12 protein-coding genes, 2 tRNA genes and 2 pseudogenes are annotated in these 15634 nt (G+C 69.5%); 9 read left to right on the top strand and 7 right to left on the bottom strand.

The features are described from left to right. Positions 1-171: 171 nt before the first annotated feature. From StrepF001_RS35315 to StrepF001_RS35310, 3 genes and pseudogenes are all read left to right on the top strand, one after another. A pseudogene (locus StrepF001_RS35315) lies at positions 172-629 on the top strand (molybdenum cofactor biosynthesis protein MoaE). 179 nt (positions 630-808) lie between these two features. After that, positions 809-973 carry a hypothetical protein gene (locus tag StrepF001_RS45890; protein ID WP_165396464.1) on the top strand — a complete coding sequence of 55 codons (165 nt, stop codon included), beginning with the start codon at positions 809-811 and terminating at the stop codon, positions 971-973. A 53-nt stretch (positions 974-1026) separates the two neighbouring features. After that, complete coding sequence (locus StrepF001_RS35310) at positions 1027-2124, top strand: PDZ domain-containing protein (protein WP_129802252.1); 1098 nt, start codon at positions 1027-1029, stop codon at positions 2122-2124. A gap of 70 nt (positions 2125-2194) precedes the next feature. Here the strand turns inward: StrepF001_RS35310 and StrepF001_RS35305 are convergent, their stop codons facing one another. Next, positions 2195-2737 carry a PPA1309 family protein gene (locus tag StrepF001_RS35305; protein WP_129802251.1) on the bottom strand — a complete coding sequence of 181 codons (543 nt, stop codon included), beginning with the start codon at positions 2735-2737 and terminating at the stop codon, positions 2195-2197. 163 nt (positions 2738-2900) lie between these two features. Between StrepF001_RS35305 and StrepF001_RS35300 the strand changes: the two genes are divergently transcribed. From StrepF001_RS35300 to StrepF001_RS35285, 4 genes and pseudogenes are all read left to right on the top strand, one after another. After that, complete coding sequence (locus StrepF001_RS35300) at positions 2901-5858, top strand: UPF0182 family protein (RefSeq protein WP_129802288.1); 2958 nt, start codon at positions 2901-2903, stop codon at positions 5856-5858. A 44-nt stretch (positions 5859-5902) separates the two neighbouring features. Then, positions 5903-5976, top strand: a tRNA-Met gene (locus StrepF001_RS35295). A 205-nt stretch (positions 5977-6181) separates the two neighbouring features. Next, positions 6182-7995 (top strand): annotated as a pseudogene (locus tag StrepF001_RS35290) (tetratricopeptide repeat protein). 190 nt (positions 7996-8185) lie between these two features. Next, a tRNA-Met gene (locus StrepF001_RS35285) sits at positions 8186-8259 on the top strand. A gap of 116 nt (positions 8260-8375) precedes the next feature. On the opposite strand, the gene StrepF001_RS35280 is transcribed toward StrepF001_RS35285, so the two are convergent. Further along, positions 8376-8792 (bottom strand): Fur family transcriptional regulator, encoded by a 417-nt coding sequence (locus StrepF001_RS35280; protein ID WP_129802250.1) that lies wholly within the window; start codon positions 8790-8792, stop codon positions 8376-8378. A gap of 125 nt (positions 8793-8917) precedes the next feature. Between StrepF001_RS35280 and StrepF001_RS35275 the strand changes: the two genes are divergently transcribed. Next, positions 8918-10390: a catalase gene (locus StrepF001_RS35275; RefSeq protein WP_129802249.1), complete on the top strand. Its 1473-nt coding sequence runs from the start codon at positions 8918-8920 to the stop codon at positions 10388-10390. A 92-nt stretch (positions 10391-10482) separates the two neighbouring features. Here the strand turns inward: StrepF001_RS35275 and StrepF001_RS35270 are convergent, their stop codons facing one another. Then, complete coding sequence (locus tag StrepF001_RS35270; protein ID WP_129802248.1) at positions 10483-10875, bottom strand: CBS domain-containing protein; 393 nt, start codon at positions 10873-10875, stop codon at positions 10483-10485. A 124-nt stretch (positions 10876-10999) separates the two neighbouring features. Next, a complete protein-coding gene (gene hisN, locus StrepF001_RS35265) occupies positions 11000-11800 on the bottom strand; it encodes a histidinol-phosphatase (RefSeq protein WP_129802247.1) in 801 nt (266 codons plus the stop codon). A 150-nt stretch (positions 11801-11950) separates the two neighbouring features. Here hisN and StrepF001_RS35260 point away from each other — a divergent pair, with 150 nt between their 5' ends. Next, positions 11951-12559, top strand: a complete 609-nt coding sequence (locus StrepF001_RS35260; RefSeq protein ID WP_129802246.1) for a TetR/AcrR family transcriptional regulator — start codon at positions 11951-11953, stop codon at positions 12557-12559. Between the two features lie 9 nt (positions 12560-12568). Here the strand turns inward: StrepF001_RS35260 and StrepF001_RS35255 are convergent, their stop codons facing one another. From StrepF001_RS35255 to aroA, 3 genes are all read right to left on the bottom strand, one after another. Continuing rightward, positions 12569-12892 (bottom strand): multidrug efflux SMR transporter, encoded by a 324-nt coding sequence (locus tag StrepF001_RS35255; protein WP_129802245.1) that lies wholly within the window; start codon positions 12890-12892, stop codon positions 12569-12571. Positions 12893-13215: 323 nt separating this feature from the next. After that, positions 13216-14226, bottom strand: a complete 1011-nt coding sequence (gene rsgA, locus StrepF001_RS35250; protein WP_129802244.1) for a ribosome small subunit-dependent GTPase A — start codon at positions 14224-14226, stop codon at positions 13216-13218. A 16-nt stretch (positions 14227-14242) separates the two neighbouring features. Then, positions 14243-15559, bottom strand: coding sequence for a 3-phosphoshikimate 1-carboxyvinyltransferase (gene aroA / locus StrepF001_RS35245; RefSeq protein WP_129802243.1), 1317 nt, complete (start codon positions 15557-15559; stop codon positions 14243-14245). Between the last annotated feature and the right edge of the window lie 75 nt (positions 15560-15634).

Raw genomic sequence — 15634 nt, 5'->3', positions numbered from 1 at the left:
CCCCCACTCTCGGCTTCGCTCGAGCGGGGGACCCCCATGAGCGGGGATCCCATCGCCCCAGCGGCACGACTGCCCGCAGCTACGTGACCGTAGGAGACTCCGATCAGCACACGCGCGTGCCGGGTGCAATCCCCGTTTCCCGGTGTCCGACGCGTGAGGCACGATGGAGCCATGGTCTGCCATGAACGATCATTCCGGTGAGCAGGGCGCGCAGGATCCCATCAAGCTGATCGGTATCCGTGAGACACCGCTCTCCCTCGACGAGGTCTTCCGAGCCGTCGGGGACGACGCCGCCGGCGGGACCGCGCTGTTCGTGGGGACCGTGCGGAACCACGACGGGGGAGCCGACGTGGACGAGCTCGGATACTCCTGCCACCCGACGGCCGAGGCCGAGATGCGGCGGATCGCCGAGAAGGTCGTCGCCGAGTTCCCGGTGCGGGCGCTGGCGGCCGTGCACCGTGTGGGGATCTGAAGGTCGGGGACCTCGCCGTCGTCGTCGGCGTGTCGTGTCCGCACCGCGGGAGGCCTTCGAGGCCTGCCGCAAGCTCATCGACGACCTCAAGCACGAGGTGCCGATCTGGAAGCACCAGAAGTTCTCGGACGGGACCGAAGAATGGGTCGGCGCGTAGCGCCGTCGTTGAGGGTGGTGGCCGGGCGACGGGTGGGCGGGTGGGCGCCTGCTGAAATCTGTGGGGCTCCGTTAACCCTTCCGGTTGCGTAACCGCACCCCTGACGTGAGCGTTGTCGGTGCAGACGGTTAATCTGCTGATCGGTCAGTCGCAGACGCTCATCGGGTTGGGAGGTCGGCATGGCGGCGCTCGCCTGGTTGCTGATTCCGCTTGTGGCTGCGATCGCCGCAGGCTTGTGGGGCAGTTGGGCCAACCGGACCCGCAGGGCGCGAAGCGACGGCCCCGAGCTGGACGGGTACGCGCGCTTCCGTGAGGCCATGGAGAAGTCCCGCACCAGCCCGTGACCGCCGGGCTGCCCTGACGGTGCGCTGACAGAAACGTCCCGTACTGTCGTTCCATGCCACGCCGCACCGCGACGATGCTCGCCTCCACCCTGATGCTGATCGCGCTCCTGTGCGCGGGAGTACTCATCCCCGTGCCGTACTCGGAGATGTCCCCGGGGCCCACGGTGAACACCCTCGGGGACCACGACGGCGAGCCGGTGCTGCAGATCTCCGGTCGCAAGACCTATCCGACGAGCGGCAACCTCAACATGACCACCGTCCGCGTCACCAGCGCCGACTACCGTATGAACCTCGTCGAGGCCGTCTACGGCTGGCTCGCGCACGACAACAAGGTCGTCCCGCACGACACGCTCTACCCGGACGGCAAGACCGAGGAGCAGTCCACCCAGGAGAACGCCGAGGAGTTCAGCCAGTCCCAGGAGAGCGCCAAGGTCGCCGCCCTGAAGGAACTGGACGTACCGGTGAAGTCATGGGTGATCGTCTCCACCGTGGTCAAGGACTCCCCGGCCGAGGGCAGACTGCACGCCGGTGACGTGATCAAGGCCGTCGACAGTACGACGGTGAAGGCGCCCGCCGACGTCGCCGAACTGGTGACCAGGCACAAGCCCGGCGAGGACGTCGTCTTCACGATCGTGCCCGCCAAGGAGCAGGCCGCCGCCGAGAAGGAGAACCGGACGGCGACGAAGACCGAGAAGGTCACGATCACCACCACGACCTCCGACGACACCGGCGAGAAGCGCGCCATCGTCGGCATCTCCGCGGGCACGGACCACACGTTCCCGTTCACCATCGACATCAAGCTCGCCGACGTCGGCGGCCCCAGCGCCGGCCTGATGTTCGCGCTCGGCATCTACGACAAGCTCACCCCGGGCAACCTCACCGGCGGCTCGTTCGTCGCCGGCACCGGCACCATCGACGACGAAGGCGAGGTGGGCCCCATCGGCGGCATCGAGATGAAGACCGTCGGCGCACGCAGCAAGGGCGCCCAGTACTTCCTGACGCCCGCCGACAACTGCGCGTCCGCCGCCAAGGACACCCCCAGCGGTCTCACGCTCGTCAAGGTGAACACCATCGACGACGCGCTCGACGCCCTCGAGGACATCCGCAGCGGCGACACCGCCGACCTGCCGAAGTGCACCACCAAGGGCTGAGCAACAGGGATCACGCGCGGCCAGGGGCGCCCGCACGGTCAAGGGCGCCCCAGTGCCGTACCGGTAGACCTCAGTCCTCGAACGTCGCCGCCAGCGCCTGCGCCAGACCCGGCACCAGCTCCGAGCCGGTGAGGACCTCCGTCGGCGAGTCCTTCTCCCGCAGCCGCAGCGCCGACTCCCGCGCGCCGTCCCGCAGGACGGCGACCGTCATCCGGACCTCCTGGCGCTCCGGGTGCCGCGCCACCCACTTCGTGAGCGCGGCCTCGTCCAGGTCCTCCGGAACCTGCGCCTCCGCTGACGGCGGCAGCATCAGCCGCTCCACCGTCAGCGCACAGCCGGCCACCGCATCGGGCCAGGCGATCGTGCCGAGGAACTCATCCAGCGGCTTGTCCGTTGGAACCTCGTCCTGCTCGATCGGGGTGAGACCGGCGGCCTCCTGCTCGTCCCCCAGGCCGAGCTGCGCCGCCAGCGCGGGTTCCTGGGCCCGCAGCTGCGCGGTGTCTACGAGGGCGAAGAGGCGGGCGGGCTGGTCCCAGCCGAGACCGGAGGCGTACTCGTCGATCTCGAGTACGGCCCGGGTGAGCGGGCTCGCCGCCATGGGTGTGTTGGACATGGTCACAATCCTGCCTCGTTCCCGCCCGGAATCGGGAACCGAGTAAAGCGTGAGTAAGTTGCATAGGTGAGGGCCTACGATCACGGGGCTCACGGACGGCCCGCGACAACGGGGGCCTGACAGACAAACAGCGATTTTTCGAGGTGCCACCTTGGCTTTCCAGATGCCGGACCGCGGCGGAGGCCCGACGGGGCCACGGATCAGAGTGGGCCGCCCGTCCCGGCGAGTCCGGACCCTGCTCATGACACTGGGCGTCCTTGCCGTACTCGGCATGGCGTTCACCATGTTCGCGGGCTTCTGGACTGACTGGCTCTGGTACCGGTCGGTGAACTACTCGTCCGTCTTCACCACCACCTTGTGGACCAAGATCGGACTCTTCTTCGTCTTCGGCCTGCTCATGGCCGTCGCCGTCGGATTCAACATCTGGCTGGCCCACCGGCTGCGCCCGCCGCTGAGCGCGATGTCGATGGAGCAGCAGAGCCTCGACCGCTACCGGATGGGCATCGCGCCCTACAAGAAGTGGCTGCTGTTCGGGATCACCGCCCTGGTGGGCCTGATCGCGGGCGCGTCCGCATCCAGCCAGTGGCGCACCTGGCTGATGTGGGTCAACGGCGTGCCCTTCGGGCAGAAGGACCCCCAGTTCCAGCTGGACGTCGCCTTCTACGCCTTCGACCTGCCCTGGTACCGGTTCCTGCTCGGCTTCGGCTTCGCCGCCGCGATCCTCTCCGTGATCGCCGCCGCACTCACCCACTACCTGTACGGCGGGCTGCGCATCACCAGCCCCGGGGCGCGCGCCACGGCTGCCGCGACCGGACACCTGTCGGTGCTCATCGGTATCTTCGTCGCCCTGAAGGCGGTCGCGTACTGGCTCGACCGGTACGGCCTCGCGGTCAAGTCCAGCGACTTCAAGGCGACGGACAACTGGACGGGCCTGCGGTACGTCGACGCCAACGCCTATCTGCCGGCCAAGACGATCCTGTTCTGCATCGCCGTCATCTGCGCTCTGCTGTTCTTCGCCACCATCTGGCGGCGCACCTGGCAGCTGCCCCTCATCGGCTTCGGCCTGTTGGTGCTCTCCGCGATCCTCATCGGCGGGCTGTACCCGGCGATCGTGCAGAAGTTCCAGGTCCAGCCGAACGAGCAGGCCAAGGAAGCCCCGTACGTCGCGAAGAACCTCAAGGCGACGCGTGACGCGTACGGCATCGAGGGCACCCAGGTCACCGAGTACTCGGGCACGAGCAACACCGAGGACGCGGCCAAGCTGCGCAACGACGTCGACTCGACGGCCAGCATCCGCATCATGGACCCGAACATCGTCTCGCCGACGTTCCAGCAGCTCCAACAGATGCGGAAGTACTACGCGTTCCCGACCAATCTGGACGTCGACCGCTACAGTGCGGAAGGCAAGGACCAGGACACGGTCATCGGTCTGCGCGAGCTGAACTACGCGGGCATCGACAAGCAGAACTGGATCAACAACCACTTCCGCTACACCCACGGATACGGTGTGGTCGCCGCCAAGGGCACCACCGCCGACTCCGAGGGCCGCCCGGTCTTCACCGAGTCCGACCTGCCGTCCAAGGGTCAGCTGGGCAAGTACGAGCAGCGGATCTACTACGGCGAGAAGACCAACACCTACTCGATCGTCGGCGGTCCCCAGAAGGAGATCGACTACTCCGACGACAGCGGTGAGAAGACCTACAGCTACGAGGGCAAGGGCGGGATCAACCTCGCCAACCCGATAAACCGGGCCGCGTACGCGGTGGCGCTCAACGAGCCGCAGATCCTGTACTCCGGCGCGATCGGCGAGGGTTCGCGGATCCTGTACAACCGCACCCCCAAGGAGCGCGTCGAGGCGGTCGCGCCGTGGCTGACCATCGACGGCGACGCCTACCCGGCGGTGGTGGACGGCAAGATCCAGTGGATCGTCGACGCGTACACGACGACGAACGGATACCCGTACGCCTCCCGTACGACCCTCGGTACCACCACGGCGGACTCGCTGACCGCGACCAACGACCAGCGCGCGGTGGTGGCCCAGCAGAACCAGGTCAACTACATCCGCAACTCGGTGAAGGCGACCGTCGACGCGTACACCGGCGAGGTCAAGCTCTACCAGTGGGACACCCAGGACCCGGTCCTGAAGACCTGGATGAAGGCGTTCCCCGACACGGTGGAGCCACGGAGCGAGATCGGCAACTCGCTGATGGCCCATCTCCGCTACCCGCAGGACCTGTTCAAGGTCCAGCGCGAGCTGCTCACCCGCTACCACGTCAAGGACGCTGACACGTTCCTGAGCGGCAGCGAGGTGTGGCAGGTGCCGGACGACCCGACCAACAAGTCGGGCGACGCGGTGCCGCCGTACTACCTGAGCATGAAGATGCCCGACCAGAAGGAACAGGCGTTCTCGCTGACGACGACGTTCACGCCCAACGGCCGTGACAACCTCAGCGCGTTCATGTCGGTCGACGCCGAGGCGGGCACCAGCGGCTACGGCAAGATCAGAATCCTGAAACTGCCCACCAGTACGACGGTCAACGGACCCAAACAGGTCCAGAGCCAGTTCAACTCCGAACAGGACATCGCCGAGTCCATCCGGCTGCTGAGAGGCGGCGACTCGGAAGTGGAGTACGGCAACCTGCTGACGGTGCCACTGAACGGCGGACTGCTGTACGTGGAGCCGGTCTACGTACGCGGTGGCGGACTGAAGTACCCGCTGCTGCGCAAGGTGTTGGTCTCCTACGGCGGCAACACCGCCTTCGAGGACACTCTCGACCAGGCCCTCAACAAGGTCTTCGGGGCGGAGGCGGCGCCCCCGACACCACCGGACGAGGGCGAGGACACGACACCGCCGCCGACATCGGACAACCCCACGGTCCAGGAAGCGCTCAGCGACGCCCAGAAGGCCTTCGAGGCCGGCCAGGAAGCCCTGAAGAACAACGACTGGGAGGCCTATGGCAGGGCCCAGGAGGACCTGGAGGAGGCGCTGAAGCGGGCCGAGGAGGCGCAGTCGCAGGCCGGTAACACGGGCGGTGGCGGTGGCAACAGCAGCCCCAAGCCCACCAAGAGTCCCAGCCCCTCTGGCAGTCCCAGCCCCACCAGCAGTCCGAACAGCAGCTGATCGAAAAGCTCTCCCCGCGTCGTGATACTGTTGCAGAACAACGACGCGGGGTGGAGCAGCTCGGTAGCTCGCTGGGCTCATAACCCAGAGGTCGCAGGTTCAAATCCTGTCCCCGCTACTGAAGTCGAAGGCCCGGATCCTCCAAGGATCCGGGCCTTCGTGGTGTGCGAACGCATGTGCCGACGTGTCGTATCGCCGTGCCGCCGTGGGGAGTTGGCAGAACTGTGTTTGACTTATCTCTCTGTGGGCATGTCGACAAAACGCTGAAGTGACCTCACTGGCTGCGGTATACCAGGTGTACCCAGGTTGCAGGTGGTGCGACGATGGACGTTATGGGGGACAAGGCAACTCTGTTCGAGACAGGGCGATTTGTGCAGCCTTCCGGCCAGGAGGAGACCCGGGACGAAACCGGCGAAGCGGTCGAGGAGGCGCGTCAGCGGCTCGCCGCCGAGGCCGGTGACGTCGAGGCGATGAGTGTCCTCGGCGCCATGCTGCTGCGCCGCGGCGATCTCGACGGAGCCGAACCCCATCTGCGCGCCGCGACCGCCGAGGGCGACCGCGCCGCCGCCAACAACCTGGGCGTCCTGCTGCACCAGCGTGGGTACGCCGACGAAGCCGCCGGGTGGTGGCGGATCGCCGCCGTCGCCGGCAGCGCGGCCGCCGCGCACGCCCTCGGGCGGCACCACCGCGAACGCGGTGACGAACCCGCCGCCGAGTACTGGCTGCGCCAGTCCGCCGAACAGGGACACGTCCTGGGCGCCTACGTCCTCGCCGACCTGCTGGAGCACCGCGCCGACGCCGACGCCGAGCAGTGGATGCGGGTCGCCGCCGAGCGGGGGCACCGGGAAGCGGCGTACCGGCTGGCGCGCACGCTTGATCGCCGGGCGGCGCAGGAGGGCGGGGCCGGGCCTGACAACGGTGTCGAGCCGCCTGCGGAGGCGGAGGCCGAACAGTGGTACCGGCAGGCCGCCGCACGCGGCCACCGCCGGGCCGCGCTGCACCTCGGGGCGATCCTCGAGAGGCGCGGCGAGCTGAAGGAGGCCGGGCGCTGGTATCTGACGTCCGCCAAGGACGGCGAGGCGCGCGCCGCCTGCGCGCTCGGGTTCCTGCTCCGGGACGCCGGGGACGAGGAGAGCGCCGCCGTCTGGTGGCTGCGCGCCGCGCAGGAGGGCGACGGCAACGCGGCCAACGCACTGGGCGCGCTGCACGCCGAGCGCGGGCAGACCCAGACCGCCGAGCGCTGGTACCGGGCCGCGATGGACGCCGGGGACGTCAACGGGGCCTACAACCTCGGGCTGCTCTGCGCCGAGCAGGGGCGGACCACACAGGCCGAGCAGTGGTACCGGCGCGCGGCGTACGCCGGGCATCGGGAGGCGGCGAACGCGCTGGCGATCCTGCTGCTCCAGGGCGGGGACCAGACCGGGGCCGAGCCGTGGTTCTCCAAGGCGGCGGAGGCGGGGAGCGTGGACGCCGCGTTCAACCTGGGGATTCTGTATGCCGGGCGGGGCGAGGCCGCGGCCGCGCTGCGGTGGTACGAGCGGGCCGCTGCCGCCGGGCACATCGAAGCCGCGCTGCAGGTCGGGATCGCGCGACTGCGGGACGGGGACGAGCTGGACGCCGAGCGGCATCTTCGGCGCGCGGCCGGTGGAGGGAGTGCGGAAGCCGCCTACCGGCTGGCGGCCCTGCTCGACGCTCGGCGGCCGCCGGCTCCTCAGCACGAGCTGGGGGAGTCGGTGCATGAGAAGTCCGAGTGCGAGGAGTGGTACGAGCGGGCGGCTCATCAAGGGCATCGCAGAGCGCAGGTGCGGGTCGGGATGCTGGCCGCGGCGCGCGGTGATGTGGTCGAGGCGGCTCGGTGGTACCGGGAGGCGGCCGAGGCCGGATCGCGGAACGGAGCGTTCAATCTCGGGCTGCTGCTGGCTCGGGAGGGGAGCGAGCCGGAGGCTGCCGTGTGGTGGACACGGGCTGCTGACGCGGGGCACGGGCGGGCGGCGCTGCGGCTGGCCCTCGTCTACGCGCGTCGGGGGAGCTGGCGGAGGGCAGCGGTGGGCCGACCGTGCCGTGAACCTGGGGCGCGGAGGTTGCGGAGCGGGCGGCACGGTTGCGGGATGCCTTGCGGGAGGAGCTGTCGGCGTGACGCCGGCCCGTGCTGGAGCTGGTCGGGTGCGTGCCCGGCGTTGTGGCTGAGGCCGGGTGGGAGCGCAGCCCGGCGTGACGGGTGCCTCCCCCAAAGGGGGGACCCCAGCGCCCGCCCGTGCCGCCCCACGTCGGTGTGGGTAACTGATTTGCTTCCTTCCTCGTCCTTGACGTAACGTTGCGTTCATCGACGCGGGGTGGAGCAGCTCGGTAGCTCGCTGGGCTCATAACCCAGAGGTCGCAGGTTCAAATCCTGTCCCCGCTACTGAAGACTGAAGGGCTCGGATCATTCGATCCGAGCCCTTCAGTGCGTTTGAGTGTCCGTACGCAGCAGAAAACCCCGGCACCGTATCGATGCCGGGGCTGGCTGGAAGGCTGTCTTTACGCGCTCGCGCAGTTCGGGCAGACGCCGCGGTACGTCACCTCGACGTCCGAGACCGTGAAGCCGAAGCGCTCCGAGTCCGGGAGATCGGCCAGCGGGTTGCCGTTCGGGTGGACGTCGCGGATCGCGCCGCACTGGGCGCACACCAGGTGGTGGTGGGGCCGGTGGGCGTTCGGGTCGTACCGCTTGGCGCGCTTGTCGGTGGCGACCTCGAGCACCTCACCGAGGGACACCAGCTCGCCCAGCGTGTTGTAGACGGTCGCCCGGGAGATCTCGGGCAGCTTGGCGACAGCCCGCGCGTGGACCTCGTCGGCCGTCAGGTGGACGTGTTCGCCGTCGAGGACCTCGGCCACGACGCGCCGCTGCGCGGTCATCCGCCATCCACGTCCGCGCAGTCGTTCCAGAAGGTCACTCATAAAGCTCAGCTTAGCAGCTGGTAACCAGTTTACGAATAGGTGTGGCTTTGGAGCTCTACTTGACTTAGACAATGTCCATTGTAGGATCGAGCCAGGCTTTGGCCGAGGGACAGGAACGGTCAGGAATGACGCAGGAGGAGCACGTGACGCAGGGACCGCTTACGACGGAGGCCGGTGCTCCGGTCGCCGACAACCAGAACAGCGAGACCGCGGGCGTCGGCGGCCCGGTGCTCGTCCAGGACCAGCTCCTGCTCGAGAAGCTCGCCCACTTCAACCGTGAGCGCATCCCGGAGCGGGTCGTGCACGCCCGTGGCGCCGGTGCCTACGGCACCTTCACGGTGACCGCCGATGTGACCAAGTACACCCGGGCCGGGTTCCTCTCCGAGATCGGCAAGCAGACCGAGGTCTTCCTGCGCTTCTCGACCGTGGCCGGCAACCTGGGTGCGGCGGACGCCGTCCGTGACCCGCGTGGCTTCGCGCTGAAGTTCTACACCGAGGAGGGCAACTACGACCTCGTCGGCAACAACACCCCGGTGTTCTTCATCAAGGACGCCATCAAGTTCCCCGACTTCATCCACACCCAGAAGCGCGACCCGTACACCGGCTCGCAGGAAGCCGACAACGTGTGGGACTTCTGGGGGCTCAGCCCGGAGAGCACCCACCAGGTGACCTGGCTGTTCGGGGACCGCGGCATCCCCGCCTCGTACCGCCACCTGAACGGCTACGGCTCGCACACATTCCAGTGGAACAACGAGGCCGGCGAGGCCTTCTGGGTCAAGTACCACTTCAAGACCGACCAGGGCATCAAGAACCTGACCGCCGAGGAGGCGGAGATCCTGGCGGGCAAGGACCCCGACTCGCACCAGCGTGACCTGCGCGAGGCCATCGAGCGCGGCGAGTTCCCGAGCTGGACCGTCCAGGTGCAGATCATGCCGGCGGCGGACGCGGCGACGTACCGCTTCAACCCGTTCGACCTCACCAAGGTGTGGCCGCACGAGGACTACCCGCCGATCGAGATCGGGAAGCTGGAGCTCAACCGCAACCCGGAGAACGTCTTCGCCGAGGTCGAGCAGTCGATCTTCTCCCCGGCGCACTTCGTGCCCGGCATCGGCCCGTCCCCGGACAAGATGCTCCAGGGCCGCCTCTTCGCATACGGCGACGCCCACCGCTACCGCGTCGGCATCAACGCCGACCACCTGCCGGTGAACCGCCCGCACGCCACCGAGGCGCGCACCAACTCCCGTGACGGTTATCTGTACGACGGCCGCCACAAGGGCGCGAAGAACTACGAGCCGAACAGCTTCGGCGGTCCGTTCCAGACGGACCGGCCGCTGTGGGCCTCCACCTCGGACTTCACGGCCGGTACGGGCAACCACCCGGCGCCGGTGCACGCCGAGGACGACGACTTCGTCCAGGCGGGCAACCTCTATCGCCTGATGTCCGAGGACGAGAAGGAGCGCCTGATCAACAACCTGGCGGGCAGCATCGCCGGGGTGTCGCGCGACGACATCGCCGAGCGGGCGATCAACAACTTCCGCCAGGCGGACGGTGACTTCGGCAAGCGGCTGGAAGCCGCAGTCCAGGCCCTGCGCGGCTGACACCGACCAGCACTGGATCGCTTGCCGTGGCGGCGGGCCGGGTTCCTCGGGGAGCCCGGCCCGTTCCGTGTCTGCGGGGACTGTCCGGAGGGTCAGGCCGGTACCTGCTGCCGGACCGGTACCCAGCAGCGGATGATGTCGCGGACCGAGACGATGCCGATGGGTTCGCCGCGGTCGAGGACGATGAGATGGCGGAAACCGCCGTGCGTCATGGCACGGGCCGCCTCCTGAAGGGTCCAGGCCGGGGCGGCGAAGACGACGTCGGTGGTCGTGTGGGCATGGGACAGCTCCGTGTCCGGGTCCTGGCCCAGGCCCACGGAGTTGAGGATGTCCCGCTCGGTGAGGATGCCGATGCCGCCGGCGTCGGGGTCGAGGACCACGGCCGCGCCGACCTTGCGGGCGGACATCAGGGCGGCTGCCTGGCGAAGCGTGTGGGTGGGGCCGATGGTGAGGACCACCGTGCTCATGGCGTCGCGGACGAGCATGGGATGGAGCCACCTCCTGAGGAAGCCCCGGCTTCGGTCATCGCACTTTGTTCACCGTTTCACAAGTTCACAAGGCCGGGGATTCTCAGAGTGACAGGCAAAGAGAGGGTCAACAAGGGGGCGTTCAGTAGCGCTGGTTGAGGTAGCCGAGCAACTCGTCGTGGAGCAGGCCGTTCGACGCGGCCGCGTTGCCGCTGTGGGGGCCCGGACGGCCGTCGAGACCCGTGAAGGTGCCGCCGGCCTCCGTCACGATGATCGCGTTCGCGGCCATGTCCCAGAGCGAGAGCTCGGGCTCGGCGCACATGTCGACCGAGCCCTCGGCGACCATCATGTACGGCCAGAAATCGCCGTACGCGCGTGTGCGCCAGACCTCGCGGGTGAGATCCAGGAAGCCGTTCAGACGGTCCTGCTCCTCCCAGCCGGACAGGGAGGAGTACGCGAACGAGGCGTCCGACAGCTTGGAGACACGGGAGACGTGCAGCCGGGTGGCGGAGGACAGGCTGCGCCCGGTGAAGGCGCCGTGGCCCTTCGCGGCCCACCAGCGGCGGTTCAGGGCGGGGGCGGAGACGACGCCCACGACGGGCTGGTAGCCGCCCTCCGCCGCCTCCATCAGCGAGATGAGGGTGGCCCAGACGGGGACGCCGCGTACGTAGTTCTTGGTGCCGTCGATCGGGTCGATGACCCAGCGGCGCGGGCCGGTGCCCTCGATGCCGTACTCCTCGCCGAGGATCGCGTCGCGGGGGCGGGCGCGTTGCAGCTGGCCGCGGATGAGCTCCTCGGCCGCCCGGTCGGCCTCGGACACCGGCGTCATGTCGGGCTTCGTCTCGACCTTGAGGTCGAGGGCCTTGAAGCGGTCCGTCGTCGCGGCGTCGGCGGCGTCCGCGAGGACGTGGGCGAGACGCAGGTCGTCGAGATAGTCGGGCATGGGCGAACGGTATCTGGATCTGTCGGTACGGGGCTATGGGGGGCGGCGTGGGAGGGGTGCCCTGGTGCGCTCCCTCCGCGCCTGTACGAACCCTTGACAGTGCCCCCGGGCGCGTCAAATCTGGGCAGGAATTCGTTGTCCCGGGAGGCGATGATGCCTGCAGCGCGGGAGTCCCTGCTGGATGCCGCTTACACGGCGCTCGCCCGTCGGCCGTGGGCCGCGGTGCGGATGGTGGACGTGGCCGCGGCGGCCGGGGTGTCCCGGCAGACGCTGTACAACGAGTTCGGCAGCAAGGAGGGGCTGGCCCGGGCGCTGGTACGCAGGGAGGCCGACGGGTATCTCGCCGGCGTCGAACGCGCGCTGGCCACCCACAGCGACGCCCGTGAGCGGCTCACCGCCACCGCGGAGTGGACCACGTCGGCCGCCCGGCAGAACGCGCTGGTACGGGCCATGCTCACCGGCTGCTGGAACGAACGGCTGCCCGCACCGAGGCTGTCGGCGGTGCCGTCCTCCTCCGCCGTACCCGCGCAGCGGCGCGCCGACGGGCCGCTGCCCTCGCCCGGCGACTTCGTGGCGCTCGTCCGCGACCGCGCGGTGGGGGTGCTGGCCGGTCCCGGCGCGCAGCAGACGGACACCGCCGATCTGGCCCGCTCCTGCGAACTGGTCGTCCGCCTCGCGCTGTCCTGCGTGGCCGCACCGCCTGTCGAGGGCGGGGTCGCCGCCCTGGTGCGCCGGGCCCTGTACCGGCAGCCGGTGTGAGCCCTCGGGTCAGTGGGCCGAGCCGGACAGCTGGAGGCCGATGATGCCGATGATCACCAGGCTGATCGAGACGATCTTCAACGTGGACACGATGTCGCCGAGGAAGATCATGCCGTAGATGGCGGTGCCGGCCGCGCCGATGCCGGTCCACACCGCGTAGGCGGGGCCCACGTCGAGCTTTTTCAGGGACAGCGTCAGCAGGCCGAAGCTGCCCAGTGCGAAGATGCAGAAGGCGACGGTCGGCCACAGCCGCGTGAAGCCGTGGGACAGCTTCAGGCAGACGGCGAAGCCGGTTTCGAGCAACCCGGCCACGATGACCAGCAGCCACGCCATGTACTGTCCTCCCCGTACGTCCACGTCCTGTGACCGCTTGTCAGGCTCTGCTCACCCTTGGGATCCGGCCTGGGGCCTGTCCGGCGGATCAGGTCGCAGACGCGGGGTCTGATGCGCCCAGCTGCGGCGTTGTCGTCGGTTGTCGACGCTCCGCGTCGCCGCCCTCCTCCGCCTTGCAGCTGGACGCATCAGACCCCGCTCACCAGCGCTGACAGGGCGCTGCCGATTTCCTGCGACCTGATCCGCCGGACAGGTCCTAGCGATTATGCCCTTACCGGACCCGCCGGGAGGCAAACCCCGCGTGAAGAGAAACAACGCGCGGGTCAGTCGCCTTCCTTGCGCTCCCGCGTGGCCAGCAGCCGGCGCAGCGAGTACAGGCGGGCGGGGTCGGCATGGTCCTCGGCCACCCAGGCGTCCAGCGCACAGTCCGGCTCGTCGTGACTGCACGCGCGCGGGCAGCCCTCCGTGCCCGGTTCCAGGTCGGGGAAGGCGTGGATCACCCGGGACGGGTCGACGTGGGCGAGGCCGAAGGACCGTACGCCCGGGGTGTCGATCACCCAGCCGTCCGTGCCGGACAGCGGGAGCGCCAGGGCCGACGTCGTGGTGTGCCGGCCGCGGCCCGTCACCACGTTCACATGCCCGGTCAGGCGGCGGCGCTCCTTGGGCACCAGCGCGTTGACCAGAGTCGTCTTGCCGACGCCGGAGTGGCCGACGAAGGCCGTGATCTTGCCGTCCAGCTGGTCCCGCACACGGTCCGCCGCCTCGCCGCTGTCCAGTTCCTCGCGGCTGGTGACGACGTACGGGATGTCCAGGTGGCCGTAGAGCTCCAGGAGCTTGTCGGGCGGGGCGAGGTCCGACTTGGTCATGACCAGGAGGGGCTCGAGTCCGCCGTCGTACGCCGCCACCAGACAGCGGTCGATCAGACGCGGGCGCGGCTCCGGGTCGGCGAGGGCGGTGACGATGGCCAGCTGGTCGGCGTTGGCGACGACCACCCGCTCGTACGGGTCGTCGTCGTCCGCGGTGCGGCGCAGCACCGACGTACGCTCCTCGATGCGCACGATCCGGGCGAGCGTGTCCTTCTTGCCGGACAGATCGCCGACGAGGGCCACCCGGTCGCCGACCACCGCCGCCTTGCGCCCCAGTTCGCGGGCCTTCATCGCCAGCACGATCCGGTCCTCGACGAGGCAGGTGAGCCGGCCGCGGTCGACGGTGAGGACCATGCCCTCGGCAGCGTCCTCGTGCTTGGGCCGGATGTTCGTCCGCGGCCGGTTGCCCTTGCGGTTGGGGCGGGAGCGGATGTCGTCCTCGTCGGTGTGCTTGCCGTAGCGGCGCATGATCCTGGTCCGCCCGTCAGTCCCCGAGCATCCCGGTCCACAGGTCGGGGAAGTCCGGCAGGGTCTTCGCCGTCGTCGCCACGTTCTCGATCTGCACGCCCTCCACTGCGAGGCCGATGATCGCGCCGGCGGTGGCCATCCGGTGGTCCTCGTACGTGTGGAAGATCCCGCCGTGCAGGGGGCGCGGGCGGATGTGCAGGCCGTCGGCCGTCTCCGTCACGTCACCGCCGAGTTCGTTGATCTCCTTGGTGAGGGCGGCCAGCCGGTCCGTCTCGTGCAGGCGCAGATGGGCCACCCCGCGCAGGGTGGACGGGGAGTCGGCGAGGGCGGCGACCGCCGCGATGCCAGGGGTCAGCTCGCCCACGTCCCCGAGGTCCACGTCGATGCCGTGGACCGAGCCCGAGCCGGTGAACTCCAGGCCGTAGTCGGTCAGTTCGCAGGAACCGCCCATCTCGGTGAAGATCTCGCGCAGCCGGTCGCCGGGCTGGGTGGTGCGCGACGGCCAGTCCGGGATCAGCACCTTGCCGCCGGTCACCAGCGCCGCCGCCAGGAACGGCTGCGCGTTGGACAGATCCGGCTCGATGGTCAGGTCACGACCGAGCAGGGCGCCCGGCGTGACCCGCCAGACGTTCGGCTCGCCGCCCGACTCCGGGGTGTCGACCTGGGCGCCGACCGCGCGCAGCATGTCGACGGTCATGCGGATGTGCGGCATCGAGGGGAGCGTCGAGCCGGTGTGGCGGACCTCGACGCCCTGGTTGAAACGCGGGCCGGACAGCAGCAGGGCCGACACGAACTGGGACGAGGAGGAGGCGTCGATCTCGACCGGGCCGCCGTCCAGGGCGCCCCCGCCGTGCACCGTCAGCGGCAGCGCGCCGCGAGAGTCGTCGTCGATCCGGGCGCCGAGGACGCGCAGGGCGTCGATCACGCCGTTCAGCGGGCGCTCGTACGACCTCGGGTCCCCGTCGAAGCGGATGGGGCCGTCGGCGAGCGCGGCGACCGGCGGCAGGAACCGCATCACCGTGCCGGCGTTTCCGACGTCGACCGTGGCCGGGCCGCGCAGACCGGCCGGGAGCACCCGCCAGGCCTCGCCGGTGCCGTCCGGACCCACGCCCTCCTCGATGGCGACGCCCATCGCACGCAGGGCACCCGCCATCAGGAGCGTGTCACGGGAACGCAGCGGACGGCGCAGCCAGCCGGGCTCGGAGGCGAGGGCGGCGAGCACCAGGGCGCGGTTGGTGACCGACTTGGACCCGGGCACGTGGACCGTGGCATCGACGGCTCCGCTCGCGTGCGGGGCGGGCCAGAGGGTGGTGTGTGCGGGGGTTCGGGCCATAGGGCCCACTCTATAAGGAGGGTCGACTTCGGTGCGGCGCCGTCGTGGCTGGTCGCGCAGTTCCCCGCGCCCCTA

Origin of the sequence: Streptomyces sp. F001, from assembly GCF_004187715.1 — a bacterium.
Lineage (GTDB): Bacteria > Actinomycetota > Actinomycetes > Streptomycetales > Streptomycetaceae > Streptomyces > Streptomyces flavusporus.
This window is presented reverse-complemented; position numbering and strand designations above follow the sequence as displayed.

What these genes read in the sequence shown, in the direction of transcription:
- StrepF001_RS45890 (WP_165396464.1), top strand. Translation starts at nt 809, where the DNA reads ATGGCGGCGCTCGCCTGGTTGCTGATTCCGCTTGTGGCTGCGATCGCC.
- StrepF001_RS35310 (WP_129802252.1), top strand. Translation starts at nt 1,027, where the DNA reads ATGCCACGCCGCACCGCGACGATGCTCGCCTCCACCCTGATGCTGATC.
- StrepF001_RS35305 (WP_129802251.1), bottom strand. Translation starts at nt 2,737, where the DNA reads ATGTCCAACACACCCATGGCGGCGAGCCCGCTCACCCGGGCCGTACTC.
- StrepF001_RS35300 (WP_129802288.1), top strand. Translation starts at nt 2,901, where the DNA reads ATGCCGGACCGCGGCGGAGGCCCGACGGGGCCACGGATCAGAGTGGGC.
- StrepF001_RS35280 (WP_129802250.1), bottom strand. Translation starts at nt 8,792, where the DNA reads ATGAGTGACCTTCTGGAACGACTGCGCGGACGTGGATGGCGGATGACC.
- StrepF001_RS35275 (WP_129802249.1), top strand. Translation starts at nt 8,918, where the DNA reads ATGACGCAGGAGGAGCACGTGACGCAGGGACCGCTTACGACGGAGGCC.
- StrepF001_RS35270 (WP_129802248.1), bottom strand. Translation starts at nt 10,875, where the DNA reads ATGCTCGTCCGCGACGCCATGAGCACGGTGGTCCTCACCATCGGCCCC.
- hisN (WP_129802247.1), bottom strand. Translation starts at nt 11,800, where the DNA reads ATGCCCGACTATCTCGACGACCTGCGTCTCGCCCACGTCCTCGCGGAC.
- StrepF001_RS35260 (WP_129802246.1), top strand. Translation starts at nt 11,951, where the DNA reads ATGATGCCTGCAGCGCGGGAGTCCCTGCTGGATGCCGCTTACACGGCG.
- StrepF001_RS35255 (WP_129802245.1), bottom strand. Translation starts at nt 12,892, where the DNA reads ATGGCGTGGCTGCTGGTCATCGTGGCCGGGTTGCTCGAAACCGGCTTC.
- rsgA (WP_129802244.1), bottom strand. Translation starts at nt 14,226, where the DNA reads ATGCGCCGCTACGGCAAGCACACCGACGAGGACGACATCCGCTCCCGC.
- aroA (WP_129802243.1), bottom strand. Translation starts at nt 15,559, where the DNA reads ATGGCCCGAACCCCCGCACACACCACCCTCTGGCCCGCCCCGCACGCG.